Source organism: Emergencia timonensis (assembly GCF_900086585.1).
Taxonomy (GTDB): Bacteria; Bacillota; Clostridia; order Peptostreptococcales; family Anaerovoracaceae; genus Senimuribacter; species Senimuribacter timonensis.
Genome location: NZ_FLKM01000008.1, coordinates 1,215,391 through 1,238,620, shown reverse-complemented (window position 1 = coordinate 1,238,620; position 23,230 = coordinate 1,215,391). Strand labels below are relative to the sequence as shown.

Sequence of the window (23,230 nt, the reverse complement as noted above, 5' to 3'; positions counted from 1 at the left end):
TAAAAATGGATAAAATTACGAGAAGAAATTATGCAAAATTCAAAATTTTTTCTTCGGCTTCACCATGTTCATAATGGCGATGGAGGCCAACACTAATACGATGCCAAACAGTTTCAAGAAACTCATGGATTCGCTGAAGACGAAGATACCGATGACGGCTGCCACAACGGTTTCTACCGATGCAACTACAGGCACCTTTGATGTCTCGAGACCGTGTGATAAACCGTGCATATAGAAAAAATAGGACCCTACTGTGGGAATCAGACCGTAGCCGATGGCTGCCAGCACAAATTTGAGAGATATTAGCTGGGAAACACCTGCAAACGGATGGGAAATCAGCGCCATGGTAATCGTTCCAAAGAGAAACTGATAAAAAACGATGGTCAGAGGGTGATTTTTCTCCGTAACAGGCGTACTGATAATCGTCATCAGCCCATAGAGAAATCCTGCCAGAACACCCATAGCGACCCCATAGACGGAGAACTTAACTGAAGTAAAATTACCGCCCGTTACGGTCAAGGTGCAGCCGATGATGTTGATAAAAAGCGCCAGAATCTTGATTTTCCCTACATGCTCTTTGAATACGACTCTGGACATGACAGAAACAAAGATCGGCGACGTATATAATAATACCGCCCCTGTCGCAACTCCGACGTTATTAATAGATTCACTATAGGAATAATTGAAGAGTGCCTGACTAAATATACCCATGGCGATACAGGCGATGATGGTCTGTTTATCCGCCTTAAACAACGACGGGCCTCCGCTGGCCAGCATCAGCGGGATTAAGAGAATTGTCGCCGTTCCAATGCGGATGACAACAATCAGTTCTGATTCAGCGCCTAAATTCTTTAGCAGACTGACAAAGAGCCCGATGGTACCCCAGAGGATTCCTGCAACCGCAATCATGATATAACCTTTTGTCTGATGTAACTTTCTATCCTTTTCCATAATGCCTCTTTCATATATATCAATAAAATTTACTTTTACATTATACCTAAAAGCGAAGCAGATTACGAGTGAAATATGATAATCTGTCCAAGAAAAAAGACTGCTCTCGAGAGCAGTCTAAAAACGTTTCGTTTATTCTTCTTCCATCGGCTTTAAGTCTGGGCTGAATGTCAGCTCACATCCTGTAGCCGCCTGAATGTCTTCTTTCGAATAATCCGGATGTAATTCTGTTACAACCAGGCCTTCCGGTGTCACTTCCATGACGCCCATCTCCGTGATGATCTTGTTCACACATGCAGGTGCTGTCAGCGGAAGCGTACACTTCTTTAGGATTTTGTGCGCACCTTTCTGTGTGTGCAGCATGACGATGATGCACTCCCTGGCACCAACTACCAGGTCCATAGCGCCGCCCATGCCGGCAACCTTCTTGCCTGGAACGATCCAGTTAGCCAGGTCCCCGTTCTCTGCAACTTCCATAGCGCCCAGAACCGTTGCCGCAACGTGTCCGCCTCTTACAAGACCGAAGCTGGTAGCTGTGTCAAAGTAGTTGACTCTGTCTACAGCTGTTACATAAGCTCCGCCGGAGTTGATGATGTCTACATCTTCTTTTCCTGGTTCAGCCGCCTCAGCAAGTCCTGCGAATCCGTTTTCGGAGTGCAGTGTGACGACGATATCATCCGGAATGTAGTTTGCAACCATCGTAGGAAGACCGATACCCAGGTTTACGAAATCTCCGTCTTTAAATTCTTTTGCGCATCTTTTCGCAATTCTCTGTTTTAAATCTGCCATTTTGGTTCTCCTTCCACGATCGTATCTACAACAACACCTGCAACTACAAATGTATCTGGATCTGCTTCGCCGATCTCTACGACCTTTTCGCTCGCCAGGATTACGTGGTCAGCAGCGCCAGCCATCACATAGTTGAAGTTCTTTGTCGCTTTATCACATCTGAAGTTGCCAAACTTGTCACAGATAGACGCTCTGCACAGTGCGTAGTCAGCTCGGAGCGGCATTTCCAGAAGATATTTTTTACCTTCGATTTCGAGAACCTTCTTCGGTCTGTCCAGTTCGTCCAGCTCTTCTTCCATCGGTGTGCCGACGCCGGTCGGTGTCAGAACGCCGCCCAGTCCGTAGTTTGCTGCTCTGATCTTCTCAGCCAGGGTTCCCTGCGGAACCAGTGTGCACTTGAGGGTTCCGGCTACCATGCCGTCACCGATCAGCGGATTCATGCCTACGTGGGAAGCGATGATATGGTCTACCATGCCTGCTTCCAGCAGCTTACCGATGCCTCTGGCAGTCTTTGCCCCATATGTACCGACGGGAAGGCCTCCATCGTTACCGATTACAGTCAAATGCTTTACGCCCTTTTTTACCAGTGCATCGATCAGGCATTCTGGAGTTCCTGTTCCGAGGAATCCGCCGACCATGATTGTCATACCGTCTTTGATGCCGGAAACTGCTTCGTCAGCAGTCTTGATTTTGTTAATCATTGCTTAAAATCACCTTTCTTTCTTTCTATCCGCAGCGCCCGAGCGCCGTTCTTAGAATCGTTATCTATTTATTATCATACACCAAAGGGGAACCTCCCGCAAGAAGTTACCCTTTGGTAAGCATTGCCAATGGATCGTAAGCTGATTAACGATCTGCGATGTTTGCCTTATCCTGCCAGCCTCTCTTTTCGACTTCCTGCATGATATAGGACATGACGTGCTCTGCATATTTTCCAGGACCAAAACCAGCGTCATAACCCAATTCCTGTGCCAGCTCGTGAGAGATTCTCGGTCCGCCGCAAGTTAAGATTATTTTGTCACGAAGTCCTTCTGCTTCCATCAGCTCCACCATCTTTGTCAGCTGTTTGATGTGAATGTCCTTCTGTGTAACAGTCTGTGATACCAAAATCGCATCGGCGTTAACCTCCTTTGCCTTTGCAATTAACTGTTCACAAGGAACCTGCGAACCCATGTTGTAAGGCACTACATTTTTGAATCTTTCCAGACCGAAGTGTCCGTGGAAACCCTTCATCTGGATGATTGCGTCGATACCTACCGTATGCGCGTCAGATTCGATGGATGCGCCAACGACTACGATATCTCTGCCGATGTGTTCGCCAATCCAGTCACCGCATTCTACACGATCTAAAGTCGTTCCTTCTACCTTTGGAACTTTAATGGCCGTAAAGTCTACCGTCGCCTGCATCTTTCCGTATACTACGAAGAAAGTGAAACCCGGGCAAAGTTCTTTATAGTAAGTTACATTTGGCTCGTCAAAGCCGATTTTTTTCACCAGCTGCTTTGCAGCTTCTTCTGCCTCTTCGCTGTAAGGTACTGGAAGAGTAAAAGACATTTCTGTCATTCCGTCGTTTAAGGTATCACCATAAGGCTTAACCTTAGTTAAATCTACGTTGCTAGTTGCTTTGCATTCTGTTGTCATTATTCTTCACCTCCAAGCATGAGTGGGATAAACGGATTGAAGTACATATCATCCTTAGCACAAACGCCAGCAAGACCGTGGCCGCCGTCTTTTGGTCTCTTTACTCCGCCGAATATACCCTTTTCGATCGTTGAGAACAGCCCTTCTTTTTCTACTTTTGCAAGAAGGTCGTCAGCCTTCGAGAGAACGAGCTGTGCTCTCTGCTGAATGATACCATCCTTTTTGAATTCAACTTCTGAACCCAAATCCTTACAGTTGTTAAAGATGTACTGTGCGTTTTCTATAGAAAGATATCTATCATGCATATGTGGAGTGTGAATAGCCTCAGTCATCATACCTAATAGCTGCAGTGACTGACCTGACCAGATGGATACCAGATTAAACAGCGCATCCTGAATCTGACCCTTGAAAATATTTCCTGTCATGAACTTTGTAGGCGGCATGTATTTTAAGCTGGCTTTAGGGAAAATTTCTCTGGCCATGATAGCCTGTGACAATTCGTATAAAAATCCGTTTTCTGTATTTGGATCCATCTCGAATGCGTGTCCAAGACCCATCTGCTCTTCTTTGATGTTGGCCAAAACGGCAAACTGTTCGTTGATGAACTGAGATGCAGTTACAGTATGGGCTGATTCATAAGCGTCATCTGTCGTCAGATAATTGTCTTCTCCAGAGTTAAAGATGATTCCGCAGTAACCGATGATGACACGGCTCATGTACTGGTCTACCAGGGTTCTCTGCATATTGATGTCTCTGAAGAGAATGCCGTAAATGGCGTCGTTCAGCAGAACATCCAGTCTTTCCAAGGCTCCCATAGCTGCGATTTCAGGCATGCACATGCCGGATGAGTAGTTACATAATCTGATGTATCTGCCCACTTCTTCGCCAACTTCGTCCAGGGCTTTTCTCATGATTTTGAAGTTCTCCTGGGTTGCATAAGTACCGCCAAATCCCTCGGTCGTAGGACCGTAAGGTACATAGTCCAGCAGTGACTGCGCTGTCGTTCTGATAACCGCGATAATGTCGGCGCCCTGTCTGGCAGCAGCCTGTGCCTGCACGACGTCCTCGTAAATATTACCGGTAGCTACGATAACATAAAGATAAGGCTGTGCGCCCTCTCCTAATCTATCGAGCAGTTCGTTTCTCTTCGCGGTCTGCGCCTTAATTTTCTTCAAGGATTCATGAACCATAGGCATGATCGCTGCCTCTGCTTCTTCTGCGGAGCAGGTAGGAAGCTTTGTAACATCCAACTTACCTGCCGCCATTTCTTCTGCGATTTCCTGTGGTGTCTTTCCGGTCTGTACCATTGCGTTGCCAATCCAGTAAGCTACTCCTCTTGGAAGTCCTCCCACTTCTTTAATCTGGTCAACTACAACATTTGGAAGTGGATTTTCAACGTCGTCCACGCCGTCAATCCCTAAAAGTCTTAGAATCGTTCTCTCTGTGCTGACAGTGGTGTGTCTGTCAATAAACGCCTGCATGTCATGTGCAATGTTGGCAGCATGAGAACGAGCACTGTCCACTACTTTCGGGTCAAGGTTTAATTTGCTTTTCATCCTTTTCTCTCTCCTTACTTAATGTATTTTTGTGCCCCATCAATAATCTCTTTATTGATCCCTAACATCTTGGCGATGTTCAGAGCATCTTTTGGTATTTGCCCTTGTTGTTCTATGGTATATAGTCTGTAATCCATATACTTTGATATGATATTAATCCGCTCTTTCCTATTGGCGTAACGAAGTTCGCTGTCCAGCTTTCTGAAATCGACGTCTGACAGCCCTCTGACCTGCATATTTTTAACTCCATCAGCTTCAGTGACCGCTTCAAAATGCGTAGTGATGAGGGTAATATACGGTTTTTCTTTCAGATAATCCACCAGACTTCTGGTCAAAGCGAGACCCTCTACTGGATTCGTTCCGCTGGCAATCTCGTCTACGAGAAGCAGGGAACGGTCTTCGCTGTGGTCCAAAATTTCCTTCAGTTCTTCCATTTCGCTTCCAAAGCTGGAAAGGCCTCTTTCCACCGATTGACTGTCTCCTATGAGTATCTGCATGTAATTAGAAAGTCCGACTTTTGCGCTCCTGCAAGGAACAAAAAAACCATACTGCGCCAAAATCGGAACCAGCCCAGCAAGTTTGAGGGAGATGGTCTTTCCTCCCATGTTAGCGCCCGTAATACAGGTGACGCCGTCAGACAAGGCAATGCTAACCGGGCAGTAGTTCTGCCCTTTCGATTTCAGTACATCTTCAACCTTTAGGTGTCTGCCTTCTTCAATGGTGACTCGATGCTCGTCTATAATCTCCGGTTTAACGCAATCATGTTTGATGGCGTAAAGAGCTTTTCCTACCGCTACATCCAGACAGCCTATTCTATGGCAATTGGATTTAAGCACTTCTGCAAATTCCGCGATTCTCAGAGAAAGCTCCTGTCTGATGACAGCCTCTTCTTCCTCAATCTGCGTAGTCAAATCCTCCATCTTCTGCGTCAGTTGATAGACGGCTTCTCCCGGCTTCAGCTGAAAAGTGACTGTCATGTAGTCTTCATCGACCTGTTCCAGATCGGGAACAGCCTTATATTTCTCAAGATCGCCTCCCGTCTTTGAAACCGCACAGTCAAACTTAGGAGTCAATACGATACCGTATTCTTTTCTGATTTCTTCTTTTCTTGCCTTCTGCTGCTTTCTGATGGTAATTTCAATACTGTGTTTTTCTTTACGCAGCTCTCTGAGCTTTTCGGAAAACTCGTCATAGATATAGAAGGTATTGAGCCTGTCTTTGTTCGGGTCGAGTACGTCCAAAAGCGTTTCCGTCGGTTCTAAAATAAACTCCTCTGGCACTGCTGTATGAGTCTGGCTGCAGATCTGTTCAATCTTCCGCATCATCAGAAGCAGTGTCTTTATCTCGTATAATTCCACAACGGAAAGTGTATTTCTGCCGCTTCGATCGATGGTATATGTCGTATCTTTGATCTCCATGAAAGCCTCGGAAAGCATTTCAATTGATCTCTGATTTTCTCTGGCAAAGCAGATCATGTCCTCCACCTTGTTCAGCTCATGTCTCAGCTCCTCTTCCTCTCCCGGAAAAAAAGGTTTCGTGGCCTTCAGGATAGTTCTGCCAAAAGGAGTGTTGAGATCGATCTGCGACATCACATAATCAAGGCCTGTTTCTGATCTGGTCTTAACATTTGCAAGTCGTCTGTTGCTTCCATGTTTCATAAACGCCCCTCCTGTCTATATCCTGACGTCAATAACCGGAATGTCCGGCAGCGCTTTCTGCATCGCGTCTCTCAGCACCTGGTGGTCGAAGGAATATCCGCTTGGCGCTATTGGGTTTACCGTTACCGCCGCAACCTCGATATTCTTCATGACGCTGACTTTAAACTTCTTTTTCCGCAGCTGTCCAAAGTCCATCTGGTTGATAAAAATCTTCGTCGGATCTTTCAGTACAAAGTTTACCCTTTTCAGCTTGGCGGGATTGATATCTGCAATCACGCTATTGGTAAACGCTCCCGGAATGTATACATAATCGGTATCGTCGTCTATGGCTTCATCGATAAACCGACTGGAACCCAGACCAGTAGTCAGATCAAGAATATCTGCCCTGTCCTTTTTGATGACCATGATTTTATCTTCGTCCATATGTTCTGTAATGAGTTGCCGGGCTGTGCAAGCTTCTAGCTCAGGAAGACTGTAAAGTTCTACAATGTGCGCCGTATCCTCGATTACCTTTTTCAGGTTCCGCGACAGCACCGCTCCTGTGGAAAGAATGATAGCATCAGACGTTTCAGGTGAGGCGATGGACTTTCGGTCGATTGCACCGTCAATCAAAATCAATTGGCAGCCCATATCAAACATCTCCTGGCACATCTTCTTGGTGTGAACCGTAGCAACGGGACCAGCGATTTGTACATATCCACTGTCTGCTACTCTGCAGAGAAGCAGATCTCCGATCGAAGTTCTGTACTCTGACTTCTTGATGATTTCCAGCCCCGCATCTGCTAGGTCGTACAGCTGCGTCGGCACAGATACGATGGTATCTTCGTAGAGAAATACTTTCGGCTTCTCCGTTCCCGTAACAAGGTCCTGGGTTTCGCCATCTCTCCCCGTAGAAGTGATGCCCAGTCTGATTCCTTCGTCATCGGCTTCTTCAATCAGATAGTTGAGTGCCGTTGTCTTACCTGCGTTTTTCGCCATTCCCACTATAGACAGCGTCTTATATTTTGTTGATAAATCATAGAGTAAACCCATAATAAAATCCTTCAATTGATAATGATAGGGAGACCTAACCCAATCTGCGTCGCGGATTGTTGGTAGGTCCCCCGTCAGAACGTCAGGAGTTTGCTCCGCAGACGTTTACGACCGGAGACCTAATCCACCAGAAAGTGGATTGTCGGAAGGCCCCCCTATTGCGTATGCTTTATTCGTGTTTATTTCTTTCGTGTCTCAGCAGGTTAGCCGGCTCCATAGATTTAATCTGAAGTCCTTCTCCAAGTGCTGATACACCCTGATACTTATATGTCTTCTTGCCTGTGCAGTAATCGCAAGTGCATTTCAGATCTGGCAGACGAGGCTGTGTATATGTAGTGATAACACCTTCGTAGTTTCTCAGGATGACCTTGTCAGGCGTTTCTGAGATAATGTACTGTGGCATAACCGGAGTCTTTCCGCCGCCGCCAGGAGCGTCAACTACGAATGTCGGTACTGCGTAACCTGAAGTATGACCTCTCAGACCTTCGATGATTTCGATGCCCTTTGCAACAGTTGTTCTGAAGTGCTCGATGCCAACGGACAAGTCGCAGATGTAGATGTAGTAAGGTCTTACTCTGTTCTTAACTAGAACGTGTACCAGGTCTCTCATGATGTGCTTACAGTCGTTTACACCTCTGAGCAGTACGGACTGGTTTCCAAGAGGAATACCAGCGTCAGCTAACTTTCTTAATGCTTCAGCTGAATCGGCAGTCATTTCTTTTGGATGGTTGAAGTGTGTGTTCAGCCAGATTGGGTGATATTTCTTCAGCATGTTAACCAGGTTGTCAGTGATTCTCATAGGCATAACAACTGGAGTTCTTGAACCTAATCTTACGATTTCAACGTGGTCGATTTTTCTCAGTTCGCTGATGATGTATTCTAATGTATCGTCTTCAACGCATAAGCAGTCTCCGCCTGAAAGAAGAACGTCTCTTACAACTGGTGTCTTTCTGATGTATTCGATACATGCATCGATATCTTCTCTTGATCTAGCTCCGTCAGTTTCACCTGCAAGTCTTCTTCTTGTGCAGTGACGGCAATACATGGAACACTGGTCAGTAATCAGGAATAAAACTCTGTCCGGATATCTGTGCGTCAGTCCTGGAGCTGGAGAATCAGCGTCCTCGTGAAGAGGGTCAGCATCGTCAGCTTCTGATCTGTGCATCTCAAGTAAAGTAGGAACCGCCTGCATTCTTACAGGACATCTTGGATCATCTGGATCCATCAGGGAAGCATAGTAAGGAGTGATTCCAACTCTGAATCCACCGATTACTTTTTCGATATCAGCTTTTTCCTGGTCAGTCAGATTTACAACCTGCGCGATGTCTTCTACGGTTGAAAGTCTGTGGGAAACCTGCCAATGCCAGTCATTCCACTGTTCATCAGTAACATCTTTGAATAGAGGAATATCCTTCCAATTTCTAATTGCCATAATAAATCTCCTTAATTTACGATTTTCGTATGATTATTTTTTGATTTTTTGATATTCAAGCAGCCTACGGCTGTGTGTTTGAATGCTAGGAATCAAACAGATCGGATGTGCTGAGGGGATTCCCTAGCGGAGTGGTAATAGCCGTTTTTTTGCATAAGATGCGCCACAGCCTCCCGTAAGAAGCCGTGGCATAAGTATGTGTTAGCAGTTTATGCGGGCCGTGATTGCAGCTTCGCTTCGGGCAATCCTGACCGGGGCTTACCGTCAATTTCCTGCGGAAATCGGGTTAGAATCTCCCCATTAGGAGTACATTTCTGCAAATAAGTTTCTCAGTCCTTCGTGTTCTCTCAGGCACTGAAGAGTAATTGCAGCGTGTCCCTTTGTATAACCATTACCGATGATCATGTTAACGTCTTTGCCAACGCCTTCTGCACCCAGAGCAGCCTTTGTAAAGCTTGTTGCCATGGAGAAGAAGTATACAAGGCCGTCATCCTTACAAGCAAGGATAGAAGCCATTTCTGTGTTCTCGATATTTACGTTGTTGATAACGATGTCACAGAGCTCGCCGTCAGTCAGTTCCATGATCTTGTTGTACATTCCAACTGCATCTGTTGCATCCAGGTGGAAGTATTCGTCAGCTAAGTCTAACTTTCTAGCTCTGTCTTCTGATTTCTGTGAACCAGCAGCGCAGATAACTTTACCAGTTACGCCAGCTCTCTTCTTTGCCTCGTATAAGCACAGCAGTCCTGATTTTCCGCCGCCGCCGATAACCAGTACAGTCTGACCCGGTTTCACCAGCTTTGCAGTCTGTGCAGGCGCTCCAGCTACGTCTAATGCGGAAAGAGCGAGTCCTTCTGGCATATCTTCTGGGAGTTTTGCATAGATACCGCTCTGGAACAGGATAGCCTGGCCCTTGATGTCTACCTGGTCGATTTCCGGTCTTACTTCTAAGATTTCTTCGATTACTAACGGAGTCAGGGACAGGGATACTAAAGTAGCGATCTTGTCTCCAACCTTCAGGTCTCCTTCGTAAGCAGGTCCGATTTCCTTAACTGTACCGATCAGCATGCCGCCGGATCCAGTCCAAGGATTCTTATGTTTACCAGCTTTAGCAACGATGCCAAGCATAGTCTTTTTGATTTCTTCTACGTCTCCACCAGCTCTTCTCTCGATTTCTGTGAAAGAAGCGGAGTCGATGTTCAAAGTTTTAACGTCGATCAGTACTTCGTTGTCATAGATTTCCATTGTGTTGTCAATGACATCTGCTGGCTGAGGTAAAACACCTTTTGGTGAAATAACTCTGTGTGTTCCGTAAGGGCATCCTTTTTTCATAATAATCATCCTCCTAGAAAAATATTTTAACTTTTTAAATTTATGCGTCTCGCATAACTCATGACTGTCTTCATTATAAGCCTCACGCCATACGGTGTCTACAGTTACAGTCAGCCAATTTGCAAGATTATTAAAAAAATAACAAGCGAACCGAAATGTGTTCATTTTCATTTCGGGCTGAACCGTTTTTAATTCAGCCCGAATGATTGAGGTTTATTACGCATAAAGCTGCGCGAAAAGGTCTCTCAGTTTGTCATTCTCTCTCAGAACCTGGAGAGCGACATTTGCATGTCCTTTTGTATAACCGTTACCGATCAGCATGTTAACATCTTTGCCGACGCCTTCTGCTCCGAGGGCCGCCTTCGTAAAGTCAGAAGCCATGGAAAAGAAGTATACCATGCCGTTATCTTTGCAGGCCATGATAGAAGCCATCTCCGTATTCGGTATATTTACTACATTAATTACGACGTCGGCCAGTTTATCCTCCGTCAATCTGGCGACTTCCCTATACAGGCCAACCGCATCAGTCGCGTTTGCCACCAGGTATTCGTCTGCCACGTCCACACTCTTCGCTCTTTCGATGGAACTTTCGAATCCGTCTACGCAGATCACCTTTCCGTTGACGCCCGCTTCTTTCTTCGCCTGATAGCAGCAGAGCATGCCCGATTTTCCGCCGCCGCCTAAAATGACTACAGTGTCACCCGGTTCAACGATTTTTGCAGTCTGCGCAGGTGCGCCTGCGACATCAAGTACCGAGAGAGCCAGGTTCTGCGGAATGTCAGCCGGCAGGATGGAATAAATGCCGCTTTCAAACAAGATGGCCTGCCCTTTGATGTCCACCTGGTCGATGTCTTTTCTCACTTCGACAATCTCGTCGATTCTCAAAGGGGTCAACGACAGAGATACTAATGTAGCGATTCTGTCCCCTACCCTCAAGTCTCCGTCATAGCTCGGTCCAACCTCTGCGACAGTTCCGATCAGCATGCCGCCGGAACCAGTCCACGGATTCTTGTGTTTTCCAGTCTTTTCGACGATGCCCATCATGATGTTTTTGATTTCTTCAACATCGCCATCCGCTCTCTTTTCTATTTCAGTAAATGAAGCCGAGTCCACGTTCAAAGTCTGCACGTCGATCAATACTTCATTGTCGTAAATTTCCATCGTATTGTCAATTACGTCTGCTGGTTGTGGAAGCACGCCCTCCGGACTGATAACTCTGTGTGTGCCAAATGGATCACCTTTTCTGTATTCCATGTTCTGCATGTGTGTTTCCTCCTCTAATGTATGTAAATTTTCGTCGCCTTATTATATAGCAAATGCCGTGCCAAAATAAAAACCCACTGTTTCCAATGGGTTTTTCTGAGGTCCACGTCAAATTCGAACCGTTTTATGTTCAAATGTTTACCACCCGAACCTAATTCGGTTCATTCCGCTTAAATTTCATATTTCTTCTTTTTTCTGACTAGCTGTGTCTGGCTGATTCCAATGGCTTTCGCCACTTTTCGAGTAGAGCCGTACTTTTCACAGGCGTGCTTGATGATGTTTTTTTCGAAGTTTTCCACCATCTTTTCCAGGTTCAGGGTCCGCCCCTCTTCTTCCGCATTGGCAGCGGCTTCGGGACTCGTATTCTCAAAAACTTCTGCATGAAGTTCCCTCATGACGTCCAGCAGAGTAATCTGCTCTCCCTTTGCCGAAATCATCAGCCGCTGCACTACATTTTCCAATTCCCTGATATTGCCCGGCCATTCGCACTGCTTCAGGTACTCTACAGCGTCGTCGTCAATTTTCCGCTGTATCTCAAACTTGTCGCTGTATTTCTTGATAAAATGGTTGACCAGCGCAGGGATATCTCCCGTCCGTTCCCGCAGATTGGGCACGCGCATTCTCACCACATTGAGCCGATAATATAAGTCCCGCCTGAATTTGTCTTCTTGGATCAGATCTTCCAGATCGCGATTGGTGGCGGACAAAATTCTCACGTTGGTTTTGATCGGCGTCGTGCCGCCTACTCTGAAAAACTCACCATCCTGAATCACGCGCAAAAGCTTCGCCTGCATGTCCTGCTGCAATTCGCCGATTTCGTCAAGGAAAATCGCTCCGTTGTCCGCCAGCTCAAAGTATCCCTTCTTTCCATTGGAGTTGGCGCCGGTAAAGGCGCCCCTCTCATATCCAAAGAATTCTGACTCTATCAGGGTAGGCGAAATGGATGCACAGTTGACCTTGATAAAGGGCTGCATCTTTCGATTGCTGTTCTTGTGGATGATATTTGCCACCTTCTCTTTGCCGACACCCGTGTCTCCTGTAATCAAGACGTTGCAGTCGTACTTTGCCACAGTCAGCATATCGTTGAGCACTGCAGCCATAGCCCGGCTTTCACAGACAAAGTCCTCAAGCATGGTCTTCCTCTGGCCCGATGCCTCCAGCAGCCTGGTCTCCCTGTTGATGGGATAAGACGGATCGTCGTCTACATAAGGATCCGTCTCCACCGCATTTTCAATGTAGGGAATCAGGTCTTTGACGATTTCAATGTCAAATTCGTCATAAGCCTCCAGATAACCGTCTGCACAGCGGATGTCCAATTGGCGCGAAATGGACTCTGTAATATACAGGGCGATGTTGTAATTGTTGATCAGATTGGCAAAGACGACCGTTCCCCCGCTCTTTGTCGCCAAAATATTGATGGTTTCCGCACCGGGGATGTCGGCGCAGTTTACAGACAGATCGAACAGAGAATCTGCATTGAGCCCTGACAGGCATTCCATGGGCTTGAGGATGTCCACATAATGCACCTCCGTAAACACTCTGGCAATCAAGTCGTTGATCGACTGCCCTTTGAGAACGATATCCGTCTTCCTGTCCAGCAGACAGACCACCTCCGCGTCTTCTCGAGCCACTTTTCTGACGGCATAACCGAAGAGCAGGTTGGAAAGCAGGTTATTTCCCACGATCAAAAACTTTTTCTTCCCTACCGCCGTATTGCTGATTCTGTAGAGGGTGCCCGATTCGTTGAACGCGAAGAGCAGCAGGTTGATGGGAATGCCTTCTGGCTTTCGGACCAACGGCACCTCGTTATAGAGGACTGCATACCCTTCTATGTCGATCTGGCCAAAGGCTCTATCTATGGAAATGATTTTGTCTATGTATATAGGCACCGAGGCCAGGGACGCATTGCAGACCACTTCTTCTCCCGGTTTGAAGCCTTTTTTGTTGTCATACTCCGCTCCCACCTCAGAGACGGTACCGTAGAACAGGCCTCCTGTGTCCGTGACAGGATTATGCAGTTTTCCTCTTCTAATCACAATGTCCATGATTTTCTGTTTGATTCGCTGGTCGTTATCTGCCGCTTCCAGGCAGATCTGTTTGAAACTGGTCTGTTCAATATGTATCCGTTTGATATCTACTCTGATTTCCTCCGGTGCTATATTCCTGCTGTTGTCCAGACGCCAGGCAGAGGTGGGCAGTACGTGCTGCGGTTCCATGACTCTGTTGGTTCCATAATTGCGGGTCATTTTTGATTCGCTCCTTTTTGCATGAACACATTTCGGTTCACTTTTTATGTAATTTCAATGATAACCCATTGGCACATATTTTGCAATTATTATTTACAGGTAACGAATTCAAAGTTATACTAAAAGAAGAATTTTAATTATAGAAAAGGAGAATTTTTATCATGGAAGAAAAAATCACATCAACCCTCAGACTGAGAATGTCTGCAAAGGATGCTCATTACGGCGGAGAATTAGTGGACGGCGCGCATATGGTTCACCTGTTCGGAGACGTTGCGACAGAACTTTTGATCAAATTGGACGGAGACGAGGGTCTTTTCTGCGCATATGACAACATCGAATTCTTAGCTCCTACATACGCTGGAGACTACATCGAAGCTTACGGCGAGATCACAAAGATCGGAAACACTTCCAGACAGATGAAGTTCGAAGCCAGAAAGGTCATCGTTTCCAGAAAAGACATCAACGCTTCTGCCGCTGACTTCTTAGAAGAACCAATCGTCGTAGCAAGAGCAACAGGAACTTGCGTAACACCAAAAGAATTTAAGAGAAAATAAGATACTGATAAAATGAACGAGGGATGTGCGGGCAATGCACATCCCTTTTTATGTTCAGGCTTTTTTCTAATTTCATCAATTATCTCTCTGCTTACCGGAAAGTCGCAGCATTCTCATGTCTTGGCAGCGATAGAGGGGATAATCACCAGACTCAGTTTTTTTCAGAATTCCTGCCTGGACAAAGGAGCCTTTGGATTCCACGGTATCATCCACATCAGGTTCCAGGCTGGCTGCGATGACATTTGCCCCTTCCTGATTCATAGGGAATACATAGGCTCCTTCTTCAAATATAACGGTCTGCTCATCACCAATTAGAATTCCATCTTTTGAGACAGAATACTGAATCGCCCTAACCTTTGCGCCATTCTTCAACTCGTAATACGCCGCACCGTTAGCCGCTAAAATCTCTGCGGCTTCTGTCGTTCCTTCAACACCTTTAGGCAAAAGATATGCAGCAGGTCTCAGTCTGCTCCTAATGCAGGTGTCTATGTTATAGGCTCTGTCCATTTTGCCGGGATTCCCCACAGGGCGCCCAAAGAAATCATAGGACGGCCGAAGCACGTCAATCCCAGACTCTTGGGAAGCCTGATGTTTTAACACAAATCGATTTTCCCCAGCATCTCTTCCTCCCATAAAAATCATCTGTTCTCTGGCATCCTTTACTGTCCTGCGGATGGTATCCGCTTTGTCAGAGGCCTGTCTCAGAATAGACAGCACCGCTTCTCGCTGTGACAATACCCGTCTCGCAAAGTGCTGTTTTCCAAGATTGATACCGTTGGACTCGATGAGAAAGGTGTAGGAATTCCGCAGTCTTGCATAACCGCAGGACGTGGTATTGTCGCAGGAAAGTTTATAGAAAAAAGTCCGAAACCCCTGTCGCTGTAATCCCACGATGGTCTTACACAGGATTTTTTCAGCATCAGCAAAGACACCGCGGCCTTGATTTAGATTGTTGACACAAATAATTCTGATATCATCCAAGTGATTCAAATAGTATCCCCTCTCACTTTTCTCTACAAAGGACACCCTCCCAGCCAATTCATGACCGTCGATAAAAACCTCCGGCATCAGTCTTCCATATAGCCAATGGAGTTTTCTTACAATCTGAGAACGCAGACAGAGGCCGTCTCTGTTTAAATTCAGTTTGTGAGTGTCGCCAAACCGGCTGAAGTGCTCTGCACCATACCGATTTACACAAGGCGCTAATGCAACATCCAACTTCTCCAGATAGACCTCATCCTTGGCGAGAATTTCCGCCACAGCCAGCGCTCCCTCGCCAGAGGCCGGTTCGTTGCCGTGTATCTGTGCCTGATACATGATAGTCAGATGGCCGTCTTTTCTCATCACTGTCAGTGCACTGTCAAGATCTTTTGCTTCGGACAAATCCGTTTTGGTAAAGAGTACGACAGGAATGCTGTTGTCTGCATCGAGGAAATACAGATGGGCATTGGCGCTCTGCCGTTCTAACTCCTGCAAAAAAGCGACAACTTCCTCCAGGGTTGTAAATCGGTGCCCCTGAGTTTCTCCGCAGAAAGCAGGCGTATTCAAGGCATTCGTATCCACATTGCACAAATCTTCCGTTCCAAACATCTTATCTTCGATTTCATCACTCCAACGATACATCAGTTCCGGCTCATAGCCTTTACCCGTTCTTCGCTCCAGCTTTATCTTTACTGTTTTACTGCCGGCAGCAACATCCTTCTCACCAATTACAACAGTAGATATGAGGGTATAAAACCCAGCCGATGCAGCTTTGTAGCTAAATACAAAACCCGCCTCTGCGTCCTCTAAGGTCAATCGCCTGTCGCAAACCGTTGTCCCTTCTCCCATTCCGTTGGGAGTGGAAAACACTACAATATCTACATTTTTGTTCGTTTCAAAGATTATCTCCAAGTCACAGCCACCTTCCTCTTCTTCCCATTTCAGTTCCTATCTTTACCAGGATACTCCTTCAAGGTAATTTGTCAATTATGCTTTACAATATTTTTGTACTTTTTGGCCGTGTTCTTCCACTTCTGCACAACAGAACGACTGTATACAGAAAAACCAAGGGGGGGGTATAGCTCGTTCCGGTTACTTTTCCCATGTATTTTGACACTTAAAACGCCTGTCATAACACTTTAATAAGAAATATTCGCCGGCTTTGGCAGAATGTAAAGCGGTTCTTTGGATACAGTCACTGTCATGAAGTTGTGCAGCAATGGCGTGCCTTTATTGCACGCCATTGAGGATTTCGACTATATGCTGATGAAACTTGACAGATATGATAAAATATCTCTGTTACTATATATAAGGTGGTGGAATTTTTTGAACGAACTAACAATCAACTTTTCTAACAAACGACTATGCAGCTTGATCCTGCCTTTGATCGTCGAGCAGTTCCTCGCAATCACAGTGGGCCTGGCTGACTCGATCATGGTAGCCAGCGTGGGCGAAGCTGCCGTATCAGCAGTTTCCCTGGTGGACTCCATCAACACCCTTGTGTTTTACGGCTTTGCAGCCCTGGCTACTGGCGGCGCTGTGGTCTGCGGGCAGTTTATCGGCAGCCGCGACCTGAAAAAAGCCAACGATTCCGCAGAGCAGCTTTTGGTCTTCATCGTCCTGCTGGCCGCAGGGCTGACCGCAGTTTTATATATGACAAAGTATTTCATCCTTCACGGACTCTTTGGCAACATCGATCAGGATGTGATGGATCACGCTAATACCTATTTTATCATCGTAGAAGCCTCTATTCCCTTTATCGCGCTCTACAACGCCGGCGCCGCCCTCTTCCGCGTCATGGGCAACTCAGCTGTCTCCATGCGGATTTCCATCGGCATGAACATCATCAATGTAGGGGGCAACGCCCTTTTGATCTTCGGTTTCCACATGGGTGTAGAAGGCGTTGCCATCCCGACCCTGGCTTCGAGAATCATCGGCGCTGTCGCCGTGGTCTGGCTCCTGCGCAATGAAAAATATACCCTCCATATCAGCAAGCCATTCCGCTGCCGTCTGGAGGGACATATCGTCAAAACAATATTGAAGCTGGGCGTGCCCAGCGGTCTTGAGAGCAGTCTCTTTCATCTGGGAAAGATCATGCTGCTCAGCGTGGTCTCTGCTTTTGGCACCGCCTCCATCGCGGCAAATGCCATCGGCAACTCCATGGCCACCTTTCAGATTCTACCAGCCCAGGCCATCGGGGTGGGCATGATCACCGTGGTCAGTCAATGTGTGGGCGCCAAGGACTTTGAAAGCGCCAGGTTCTATACCAAGAAACTGCTCAAGTGGTCTTATCTGTCCATGCTGGCCATCAACGCAGTGATTTTCTTGATCCTGCCGCTGGTCATCAATCTGTACAACGTCTCTGACGAGGCTTCGCATCTGGCAAAGCTGATTCTCTGGATGCACGGCGGACTGGGCATTCTCCTCTGGCCCCTGTCCTTCACCCTGCCCCAGACCCTGAAAGCCGCCGGCGATACCACCTTCGTCATGGGCGCAGCAGTGGCTTCCATGTGGCTCTTCCGCATCGCCGCCGGTGTCCTCTTAGCCAAGAATTTTGGATTCGGCGTCCTCGGCATCTGGATGGCCATGTTCATCGACTGGATCGTGCGCATCATCATCTTCGTCCTGCGGTATCGTGGTCACAAATGGGAGAATAAGTACGTGCGCTAGAGCAGGTTCTCCGGATTCAGGGGTTTCAGTTCCGGACAGACAAAGCGTCCGTCCTTGCGGATGAGCACATCGTCAAACCAGATTTCACCGCCTCCATATTCCGGCCGCTGCATCATCACTAAATCCCAGTGGACCGCAGACCGATTGCCGTTGTCGGCATCCTCGTAAGCCTCTCCCGGTGTCAGATGAAAGCTTCCGCAGATTTTCTCATCAAAGAGGATATCTTTCATCGGTTCCAGCACAAACGGATTGACTCCGATGGCAAATTCACCGAAGAAACGCGCCCCTTCATCGGTATCCAGGAGGGCGTTAATCCGCTCCGTGTCGTTGGCTTCTGCCTTGACAATGCGCCCGTTCTTCACTTCAAACTGCACATTTTCGTAAGTGAACCCTAGCATTTCGCTGCAGGCGTTATAGCGGATGAGACCGTTGACCGAATTCTTTACTGGCGCGGTATAGACCTCTCCGTCCGGAAGATTCATTTTGCCATCGCATTTGACAGCGGGAATCCCTTTGATAGAAAAGGACAAATCCGTACCCGGCCCTACGATTCTGACCCGGTCCGTCCTGTTCATCAAATCCACCAGGGCATCCATGGCACGGCTCATCTTCCCATAATCCATGGTGCATACATCAAAGAAAAACCTTTCAAAGCCCTCTTGGCTTCTGCCGGCCAGTTGCGCCATCGAAGCATTGGGATAGCGGAGTATGACCCATTTTGTCTCATAGACCCTGCGTTCAACTACAGGCTGACTCAGCTTATAATAAAGGCTCATCTGTTTCGTCGGCACGTCGGCCAGTTCCGCAATGTTGGCATTCCCTCTGATGCCGATATAGGCATCCATGGCTTCCATCTGTGTCAGCTCCCAGTCAAAAAGCAGCTTCAGTTGTTCTGCATCTGCCTCCATCAAAATCTCTCTCAGCACACTGTCTTCTCTCGCCAGAACAAATGGCCTGCCGCCAAGGCGATACGCATCCTTGATCAGCTGCCGCACCAAAGGCAGGCATTCTCGCCCCTCATATTCTATCAAAACCCGCTCTCCAGCCTTCAGGTCACAGGAATATTCCGTCAGCTGCCTGGACAAGCCCTCGATTCTGCTATCCATCTCCATCACCTCTTCCTTACTTTTTACGCAGCACTCTGCCGGCTGCTTTCTTCGTCAAAACATTGTTCTCTGCGGCAATCTGCCCGTTGACCAACACATATAAAATCCCCTCTGGATCCTGCAGTGGGTTCTCTTCCTCATCAAAACTGCGGAGCAAAGTCCGGTCCATGACGACCAGATCAGCGAAGCTGCCCTCTTTGATCACACCTCTTTTTTCGATCCCAAACCGCCGCGCCACAAAACCGCTGGCCTGAGAAACCGCCTTCGCAAAATCTTTTTTCCCATAACGATTTAAATAGCGCGGTATATAGCTGATGTTCATGCTGTTGGGGTAAATTCCGATTTCTGCATTGCCGCTGAGGTTGGTATCCTTGCTGTAGCTGCTGCCATCAGAACATGGCATAGCGATTTCGCTGCTGCATAGAAGGTCCACACTCTGCTGGAAGTCCGGCGCTGCTAAATCCGCTGTCATGTCAGGGTCTTCCGCAAAGACTGCCATCAAGCCATCGAGAGCCGAGAGATTCCGTTTTTCAGCACAGTGGTGTAAATATTGGCCCGCATAGGCCGGGTTCCCATGCTTTGTGATGAAAAGTTCCCCCAGCCAGCAGGTATCGGAACTTTCATCCAGAATCGGCATCTTTCCTTCCTTTACAATCTGGCGGACTCGCTGGCGGAAAGCTTCTTGGCGGAACAATTCTCCCAGTTTTTTCCTCGTCCCCGCCATCAGCACTAAGGGGCGCAGATAATAGCCGCAGGATGTCAGGGTATAGTCAGAACAAGACGCGCTGGGTATGACATCGTAGCTCAGGTCTATTCCCGAGGCGACAAGTCCGTCAAAATAGTCCATCGTTTCTTTGGCTGCTTTTACAGCCTCTGCCCCATCTCGAGCCATATTCATGACGTGAACATGGGAAATATTCATTTTGATGCCTGTATCTCCCGCCTGTCTGACCATTTCCCCATAACCTGCGAGACGGTCCGGCTGGCCCTGTCCATTGCAGTTAAAGGTATGGCTTGCAAAAATCCCCCCATACCTGGCAACGACTTGCAGCATCCTGTTCATTTCATCATCTGCCGCAAAGGGGCCAGGGATATACATCGGATCCCTGCCCGTTGAAATTCCAAAAGCGCCCGCCTCCATGCAGTCCCGGGTGACAGATTCTAAGGAGGCAATTTCACCTTCGGCCGCCTGCCGCATGCAGTCTCTGCCCATGACGGCAGTCCTTACAGCGCTGTAACCGATCAAAGGCGCCAGGTTGCCTCCCAGTGTAAGTTCATCGCATTTTCGGTTGAACGCATCAAAGCTCCGCCAATCCAGCCGTACTCCGTATCGCTTTTCGTAGGCGGCAGCAGCTTTCTCTCTGTCAAAGAGCAGAGACAGCAGCGCAAAGGGATCTGCTCCGGCCAGATTTAGAAATTCCTGGTCCAGATCCGAACAATAGAAGACTTCTTCCCCCTGGGGCGCCATGCCATAGCCGCAGTTTCCCGTTACCACAGTGGTTACGCCTTGTTTTAAATAAGGTTCCATTGCCGGTGCCGTGAGAATGGATTGATCCACATGGGTATGGGGGTCGATGAAACCAGGTGTCACAGTCTTTCCAGCAGCGTCGATGACTTTGCAGTCTTTGCCGTCGTCGTCTGTCAGGGAAATTTCCCCGATATATGTAATCACATCGCCAGTGATGCCGATATCGGCGAGGTAGATCGGTCCGCCTGTGCCGTCACAGATGAGACCGTTTTTTATCACTATGTCAAACATACTGTCTCCCCCTTACCTAAACATGGTGATGATGACCATCAGTACGCAGACCATGGCGTCTCCGATGACGAATCCCGTCGCCGCATTATCCATCTTCTCCGCAAAAGCGATGCCTTTTGTCTTTTCCACCACCAGACGGATCATACCGCCCAGGGCAATACCCAGAATGGTCTTCGGCGCCAGATACATGGCAAGAGCGATACCTCCTGCCGGCAAGCCGATCAGAGAAAGCACTGCCCCCAGGGCACCGCCGATTGCAAATCGCCCTGGATTGAACAGGGTTGAGACGCCGCCTTCAGAAATGCCGTTGATTACTGCATAATACATGTTTCCGAAAGGGAATGTGAACAGCTCGTCGTTGAGTCCGAAGACTTTGATGATTGCATAGAACAGAGCCGTACCTACCAGGCATCCGAAAAAAATGCCGATAAACTGCGCCTTAATCTGCTTCTTAGGGGAAGCGCTGACCATCTGTCCGATTTTCAAATCATACATGGTATCCTGCGCCAGAATGAACGTATTGAAGTTCATAAAGGCGATCAGCATGGAAAATACCGCATTGCCAGTCAGACCGTAGGAGATCACGATCATAAAAATGTTCAGTGCCAGTCCTGCACTTAAACCTGATTCCGCAGAAACCCTGACTGCAATCATGGCAAAGAGCAGGCTTACCACCGTGCAGATGACCAGGTGGAAGACTTTGATCTGGTAATAGAAGTTGCAGAAGGCGATCATGGCAGCGGTCAGCACCAAAAGCAGAATCAGGATAGATTTCATGGAATAATCTCGGTCACTCTTTTGGTCCGCGCCTTTTTTGAACTGAAAGGCGTGGGCAATGGCTCTCCATTGTCTGCAGATGGGAATCACCGCCGCCAAAAGGGCAATGCCGATTACAATCGGCAGGTTAAAATCCTGGATCTCTGAAAAGTAGTCTTCGGCAGGATTTGCAAACCAGCCGCGGCTCGTGCCGACAGGAGCTTCGATGAGGCAGATTAATAAACTGGTCGCCAACATGCAGAGCGCATTTCTCGAACCCAGCACATATCCCATGCCCAGCATCAGAGGCATGATCAGAATGCCCAAGGTCATGCCGTTCTCCGGCAGAAGAGATGTAAAATCCGCCAGATACGGCAGATATTCCATGTTCTGCAAAAAGGAAATCACCACGCTGAAGGCCACTGCGCCAAACAACAGCTTTGTTGAACTCTTGTCTTTGGCGTCAATCTGATCCATGGCAGTCGTGCACATGACCGCGCCGGGAAAAGGCAGGTTTTTGTCGTAGACGAACTGGTCTCGGAGTATGGATACAAAGCAGATACCGATGGCATCTGCAAGCAATAGCAGAGCAAAGGTCGGCAGCACTTCCAATTTTTCTCCCATCATCAGCAGCGGCACGATATTACCGGTCAGCGAATAGGCGGCAAAAGTCGTCGCAGTCGCACAGGTCTGCATGATGTTGACTTCTCGTCTGTTGGTGGGACCACCGAAAAGTGGTATCAAAAGGACGCCAATCATAGAGGCGATGGGCGCCACATCAGTATCCAGACCTAATACCGCATCCAGATACATCATCAGCGCCATGAGCAGAAGCCCGATCATCACGCCAAAGAAGATCGCGCGAAAACTGAATTCTCTGTCCAGGCTCAGCCCAGATGCCGCTTTTATTTCTTTTTTCATAATTTCCTCCCCAGGTGTTCTAAGGCAGCATGCATTCATCACGAAATTGATCGCTGCCGGTACACCTCGTCAAAAGATCGTTTTAGCAAAAGTGAGTCGACTCACTTTTTTTATACACCTTTTTCCTCCTCAAGTCAATCGATTTTTTCAAAAAATACTGAATTCTGTTATTGATCGCCTCTCAAAAGGTAGATTCTTTGTCGGCGTATAGGGTATGGGGGTATAAGAGAAGTCTCTTCTACGATACGGTTAGGTTTTTTGATACGATTTTAGAGGTTTCGCGTAACTTAACGACGACATCAGGAACCATTCCTCACGAAAATAGTTCATATTGCTTGCAGAATCTGTAAATCATCTGTATGCGGTTACTTTTATAGGCTTAGGCCGGTGTTTGAAGCGAAGAAATTTAAGTCAAAAGTAACCATAATTAAATATACCCCCTGGTGTAGGCCGCCAGATAGCGACCCGGTTACGCGAGAATGTCCTAATACATTCAAAAAGCATAAGGATATTGCAGACGAGATAATCTGATCTTTTCTCCTTGCGCCAAAAGGGAATTTGTGTTACAACAAGATAAGAAAGA

The 23,230-nt window shown here is 47.4% G+C and carries 17 protein-coding genes; 2 read left to right on the top strand and 15 right to left on the bottom strand.

Features of this window, described 5'->3' with window-relative positions; genetic code table 11:
* Positions 1–39: 39 nt before the first annotated feature.
* The 11 genes from BN6539_RS07090 to BN6539_RS07040 all read right to left on the bottom strand — a co-directional run bounded on the left by BN6539_RS07090 (position 40) and on the right by BN6539_RS07040 (position 13,900).
* Positions 40–951 carry a DMT family transporter gene (locus tag BN6539_RS07090; RefSeq protein ID WP_067535763.1) on the bottom strand — a complete coding sequence of 304 codons (912 nt, stop codon included), beginning with the start codon at positions 949–951 and terminating at the stop codon, positions 40–42.
* A 132-nt stretch (positions 952–1,083) separates the two neighbouring features.
* On the bottom strand, positions 1,084–1,740 hold the full coding sequence (locus tag BN6539_RS07085) for a 3-oxoacid CoA-transferase subunit B (RefSeq protein ID WP_067535761.1): 657 nt from the start codon (positions 1,738–1,740) through the stop codon (positions 1,084–1,086).
* A complete protein-coding gene (locus BN6539_RS07080) occupies positions 1,728–2,441 on the bottom strand; it encodes a CoA transferase subunit A (RefSeq protein ID WP_067535758.1) in 714 nt (237 codons plus the stop codon). The genes BN6539_RS07085 and BN6539_RS07080 overlap by 13 nt, the downstream gene beginning before the upstream one ends.
* Before the next feature lie 145 nt (positions 2,442–2,586).
* On the bottom strand, positions 2,587–3,381 hold the full coding sequence (gene kamE, locus BN6539_RS07075; RefSeq protein ID WP_067535756.1) for a lysine 5,6-aminomutase subunit beta: 795 nt from the start codon (positions 3,379–3,381) through the stop codon (positions 2,587–2,589).
* Positions 3,381–4,937, bottom strand: coding sequence for a lysine 5,6-aminomutase subunit alpha (gene kamD / locus BN6539_RS07070; protein ID WP_067535752.1), 1,557 nt, complete (start codon positions 4,935–4,937; stop codon positions 3,381–3,383). Before kamD ends, kamE begins: the two co-directional genes overlap by 1 nt.
* A 14-nt stretch (positions 4,938–4,951) precedes the next feature.
* Positions 4,952–6,595, bottom strand: a complete 1,644-nt coding sequence (gene kamC / locus BN6539_RS07065; RefSeq protein WP_082907396.1) for a lysine 5,6-aminomutase reactivase ATPase KamC — start codon at positions 6,593–6,595, stop codon at positions 4,952–4,954.
* Positions 6,596–6,610: 15 nt separating this feature from the next.
* Complete coding sequence (gene kamB, locus BN6539_RS07060; RefSeq protein WP_067535749.1) at positions 6,611–7,627, bottom strand: lysine 5,6-aminomutase reactivase subunit KamB; 1,017 nt, start codon at positions 7,625–7,627, stop codon at positions 6,611–6,613.
* Between the two features lie 169 nt (positions 7,628–7,796).
* Entirely contained in the window at positions 7,797–9,059 is a 1,263-nt protein-coding gene (kamA, locus tag BN6539_RS07055) for a lysine 2,3-aminomutase (protein WP_067535747.1), read from the bottom strand.
* 300 nt (positions 9,060–9,359) lie between these two features.
* The gene (gene kdd, locus BN6539_RS07050) at positions 9,360–10,391 is read right to left on the bottom strand and encodes an L-erythro-3,5-diaminohexanoate dehydrogenase (protein ID WP_067535745.1); all 1,032 of its coding nucleotides are present in this window, start codon (positions 10,389–10,391) and stop codon (positions 9,360–9,362) included.
* Positions 10,392–10,607: 216 nt separating this feature from the next.
* Positions 10,608–11,654, bottom strand: coding sequence for an L-erythro-3,5-diaminohexanoate dehydrogenase (gene kdd / locus BN6539_RS07045; protein WP_276326616.1), 1,047 nt, complete (start codon positions 11,652–11,654; stop codon positions 10,608–10,610).
* Positions 11,655–11,824: 170 nt separating this feature from the next.
* Positions 11,825–13,900, bottom strand: coding sequence for a sigma-54 interaction domain-containing protein (locus BN6539_RS07040; RefSeq protein ID WP_067535743.1), 2,076 nt, complete (start codon positions 13,898–13,900; stop codon positions 11,825–11,827).
* Between the two features lie 161 nt (positions 13,901–14,061).
* Here BN6539_RS07040 and kal point away from each other — a divergent pair, with 161 nt between their 5' ends.
* The gene (kal, locus tag BN6539_RS07035; protein WP_067535740.1) at positions 14,062–14,454 is read left to right on the top strand and encodes a 3-aminobutyryl-CoA ammonia lyase; all 393 of its coding nucleotides are present in this window, start codon (positions 14,062–14,064) and stop codon (positions 14,452–14,454) included.
* Between the two features lie 75 nt (positions 14,455–14,529).
* On the opposite strand, the gene BN6539_RS07030 is transcribed toward kal, so the two are convergent.
* Complete coding sequence (locus BN6539_RS07030; RefSeq protein WP_067535736.1) at positions 14,530–16,347, bottom strand: M14 family metallopeptidase; 1,818 nt, start codon at positions 16,345–16,347, stop codon at positions 14,530–14,532.
* A 414-nt stretch (positions 16,348–16,761) separates the two neighbouring features.
* On the opposite strand from BN6539_RS07030, the gene BN6539_RS07025 reads away from it, so the two are divergent.
* Positions 16,762–18,105, top strand: a complete 1,344-nt coding sequence (locus BN6539_RS07025; protein WP_067538154.1) for an MATE family efflux transporter — start codon at positions 16,762–16,764, stop codon at positions 18,103–18,105.
* Here the strand turns inward: BN6539_RS07025 and BN6539_RS07020 are convergent.
* Genes BN6539_RS07020 through BN6539_RS07010 form a run of 3 tightly spaced genes read right to left on the bottom strand, consistent with a single transcriptional unit; the run spans position 18,102 to position 22,647 of the window.
* Complete coding sequence (locus BN6539_RS07020; RefSeq protein WP_067538152.1) at positions 18,102–19,211, bottom strand: aminopeptidase; 1,110 nt, start codon at positions 19,209–19,211, stop codon at positions 18,102–18,104. The two genes, BN6539_RS07025 and BN6539_RS07020, sit on opposite strands and share 4 nt — an antisense overlap.
* A gap of 16 nt (positions 19,212–19,227) precedes the next feature.
* Positions 19,228–20,970 carry an N-acyl-D-amino-acid deacylase family protein gene (locus BN6539_RS07015; RefSeq protein WP_067535733.1) on the bottom strand — a complete coding sequence of 581 codons (1,743 nt, stop codon included), beginning with the start codon at positions 20,968–20,970 and terminating at the stop codon, positions 19,228–19,230.
* Positions 20,971–20,982: 12 nt separating this feature from the next.
* Positions 20,983–22,647 (bottom strand): OPT/YSL family transporter, encoded by a 1,665-nt coding sequence (locus BN6539_RS07010; RefSeq protein ID WP_067535730.1) that lies wholly within the window; start codon positions 22,645–22,647, stop codon positions 20,983–20,985.
* Between the last annotated feature and the right edge of the window lie 583 nt (positions 22,648–23,230).

Excerpts from the sequence above, each read along its gene's own strand:
- BN6539_RS07090 (WP_067535763.1), bottom strand. The coding sequence starts at position 951 with ATGGAAAAGGATAGAAAGTTACATCAGACAAAAGGTTATATCATGATT.
- BN6539_RS07085 (WP_067535761.1), bottom strand. The coding sequence starts at position 1,740 with ATGGCAGATTTAAAACAGAGAATTGCGAAAAGATGCGCAAAAGAATTT.
- BN6539_RS07080 (WP_067535758.1), bottom strand. The coding sequence starts at position 2,441 with ATGATTAACAAAATCAAGACTGCTGACGAAGCAGTTTCCGGCATCAAA.
- kamE (WP_067535756.1), bottom strand. The coding sequence starts at position 3,381 with ATGACAACAGAATGCAAAGCAACTAGCAACGTAGATTTAACTAAGGTT.
- kamD (WP_067535752.1), bottom strand. The coding sequence starts at position 4,937 with ATGAAAAGCAAATTAAACCTTGACCCGAAAGTAGTGGACAGTGCTCGT.
- kamC (WP_082907396.1), bottom strand. The coding sequence starts at position 6,595 with ATGAAACATGGAAGCAACAGACGACTTGCAAATGTTAAGACCAGATCA.
- kamB (WP_067535749.1), bottom strand. The coding sequence starts at position 7,627 with ATGGGTTTACTCTATGATTTATCAACAAAATATAAGACGCTGTCTATA.
- kamA (WP_067535747.1), bottom strand. The coding sequence starts at position 9,059 with ATGGCAATTAGAAATTGGAAGGATATTCCTCTATTCAAAGATGTTACT.
- kdd (WP_067535745.1), bottom strand. The coding sequence starts at position 10,391 with ATGAAAAAAGGATGCCCTTACGGAACACACAGAGTTATTTCACCAAAA.
- kdd (WP_276326616.1), bottom strand. The coding sequence starts at position 11,654 with ATGCAGAACATGGAATACAGAAAAGGTGATCCATTTGGCACACACAGA.
- BN6539_RS07040 (WP_067535743.1), bottom strand. The coding sequence starts at position 13,900 with ATGACCCGCAATTATGGAACCAACAGAGTCATGGAACCGCAGCACGTA.
- kal (WP_067535740.1), top strand. The coding sequence starts at position 14,062 with ATGGAAGAAAAAATCACATCAACCCTCAGACTGAGAATGTCTGCAAAG.
- BN6539_RS07020 (WP_067538152.1), bottom strand. The coding sequence starts at position 19,211 with ATGGATAGCAGAATCGAGGGCTTGTCCAGGCAGCTGACGGAATATTCC.
- BN6539_RS07015 (WP_067535733.1), bottom strand. The coding sequence starts at position 20,970 with ATGTTTGACATAGTGATAAAAAACGGTCTCATCTGTGACGGCACAGGC.
- BN6539_RS07010 (WP_067535730.1), bottom strand. The coding sequence starts at position 22,647 with ATGAAAAAAGAAATAAAAGCGGCATCTGGGCTGAGCCTGGACAGAGAA.